This is a genomic window from Aeromicrobium sp. PFPM2_SD2 (genome assembly GCF_057364525.1).
Window position 1 is genome coordinate 1 of record NZ_JBNFNZ010000377.1, and the last position, 2403, is coordinate 2403.

Below are 2403 nucleotides of genomic sequence, written 5' to 3' on the forward strand. Positions count from 1 at the left end.
CGCAGCTGGCCCGGCCCGAGGGCATCAGCGGCAGCGGCTCGGCGATCGTCGTCGGCGTGCTCGCCGCCCTGTACGGCTCGCTCGGCGTGGGCCAGTCGCTGCAGAACGCGTCCAACGTGGCTAGGCTGAGCCGGTGACCAGCCTTCCGCCCCGGGCCCGCCGGCGACGCCCCGCTCGACCCCAGGAACAGCCGCGCCACGACGGCGCTGGTCGTCGGCATCGTCGCGCTCGGCGGCGCCGCTCTTGTGCCTGCCGGCGCTGGCCGGGCCGTTCGCCTGGGTCCTCGGGGCCCGGGCCCGGCGCGAGATCGACGCCCAGCCCGGACGATGGACCAACCGCGCCGAGGCCACGGCCGGCATGGTCATGGGCATCGTCACGACGGTCGCGCTCGTGCTCGTCGTGCTGCTGATGGTCGTGCTGGTCGTCGTGTCCGCGGCGACCTTCGACGGCGGCGGCAGCGGCGGGGGCGGCGAGCCCCGTTCGGTCTGAGCCGGGCCTAGAGCTCGGCGCCGACCAGCACCGGCTCGTTGATCAGCCGGATGCCGTAGGCCCGCTCGACGCCGTCGCGCACCTCGCGGGCCAGCGCCAGCAGCTCGGCCGTGGTCGCCCCGCCCCGGTTGGTCAGCGCGAGCGGGTGCTTGGTCGACAGCGACACCGCACCGTGGCCGTGCCCCTTGCCGAACCCGGCGTGGTCGATGAGCCAGGCCGCGCTCGTCTTGACCGAGCCGTCCGGCTGGGCGAAGCGCGGTGCGCCGTCGGGCAGCGCGTCGGCCTGCTCGGGCGAGAGCACCGGGTTGGTGAAGAACGAGCCGGCGCTCCAGGTGTCGTGGTCGTCGGCGTCCAGCACCATGCCCTTGCCGCGGCGCAGACCCAGGACGGCCTCGCGGACGTCGGCCAGCGGCGCCCGCTCCCCCACCTCGACGCCGAGGCTGCGGGCCAGCTCGGCGTAGGCGACCGGCGCCCCCAGGTCGCCCAGGCGCAGCTGGAAGGACACGGTCAGCACGACGTGGCGGCCGGGCTCGTCCTTGAACCGGCTGTGCCGGTAGGAGAAGTCGAGCCGGTCGGCGAAGAACGTCCGCACGGTCTTCTCGCGGCGGTCGTAGACCCGGACGGCCGAGATCGTCTGCGCGACCTCCTGGCCGTAGGCGCCGACGTTCTGGATCGGGGTGGCGCCGGTCGAGCCGGGGATGCCCGAGAGCGCCTCGACGCCCACCCAGCCCTCGGCGACGGTGCGCGCGACCAGCTCGTCCCACGGCTCGCCGGCCTGGACGTGGATGCTGGCGCCGCTGCACGCGTCGGCGTCGACCGCGACGACGCGGGTCAGGACGGCGACCGAGCGGATGGCGTCGTCGTTGCCCGGGATCGGGTAGTCGACGTCGTCGGGGTCGCAGTTGGTGTCGAGGATGGCGACGACCGGGATGCCCAGCTTCTTGGCCTCGTCGACCGCCAGGCGCTCCTTCTTGGTGTCGACGATCCAGACCGCCGACGGGGTCTTGCCCATGTCGCGGATGCCGCCGAGGGTGCGGTTGAGCTTGTCGTACTCGCGACGCATCTGCAGGAGCTCCTTCTTCGTGCGACCGGAGCCGGCCACGTCGTCGAAGTCGATCTCCTCGAGCTCCTTCATGCGCTGGAGACGAGCGTGCATCGTGGTGAAGTTGGTGAGCATGCCGCCCAGCCAGCGCTGGTTGACGTAGGGCATGCCGACGCGCTTGGCCTGCTCCTCGATCGGCTCCTGCGCCTGGCGCTTGGTGCCGACGAACAGGATCGTGCCGCCCCGGGCGACGGTGTTCTTGACGTACTCGAACGCCGAGTCGATGTAGGCGAGCGACTGCTGCAGGTCGATGATGTAGATGCCGTTGCGCTCGGTCAGGATGAAGCGCTTCATCTTGGGGTTCCAGCGACGGGTCTGGTGCCCGAAGTGGACGCCGCTCTCGAGCAGCTGACGCATGGTGACGACGGCCATGGCCGTTCCTCCTTGTGGCACGCTGACGCGTGCCGGTCCTGGTTGACGTGCCGGCGACCTCCGCCGACACCCTGGCGCCTGCCGAGCGAGAAGGGCTCCGAGGAGACCAGGACCCGGTCCACCCCTCGCGAGGTGGTGCAGGCGCGCGAATTTCACCTCCGGTGAGGTGATGGGCCCATCGTACCGTGCGGGCTCGTGGTGCCGGAAATCGGATCCGTCCACACGGGCGGGGCGTGCGCCGGGCGTCCACAGCGGTCGCCCACGTCCTGGCCGGCGCGGGGCCGCGGGCGTGGGCTGGGGCCATGCGAACGCTCCCCCGCCTGCTCGGCGCCCTTGGCCAGGATCTTGTCGTCGATGTCGGTGACGTTGGCGACGATGGTCACCTCGTAGCCGGCCCGCTCGAGCCAGCGGCGCAGGACGTCGAAGACGACCTCCTTGCG

2 protein-coding genes and 1 pseudogene are annotated in these 2403 nt (G+C 72.2%); 1 reads left to right on the top strand and 2 read right to left on the bottom strand.

The annotated features are described in order from the left end of the window. Positions 1–243 precede the first annotated feature (243 nt). On the top strand, positions 244–489 hold the full coding sequence (locus AC2W7G_RS13840) for a hypothetical protein (RefSeq protein ID WP_485868950.1): 246 nt from the start codon (positions 244–246) through the stop codon (positions 487–489). Positions 490–496: 7 nt separating this feature from the next. Here AC2W7G_RS13840 and AC2W7G_RS13845 read toward each other — a convergent pair whose 3' ends face one another. Both AC2W7G_RS13845 and AC2W7G_RS13850 read right to left on the bottom strand, forming a co-directional pair. Further along, positions 497–1963, bottom strand: a complete 1467-nt coding sequence (locus tag AC2W7G_RS13845) for a UDP-N-acetylmuramate dehydrogenase (RefSeq protein WP_485868951.1) — start codon at positions 1961–1963, stop codon at positions 497–499. A gap of 326 nt (positions 1964–2289) precedes the next feature. Continuing rightward, positions 2290–2403: pseudogene (locus tag AC2W7G_RS13850) on the bottom strand (hypothetical protein); the annotation flags it as partial.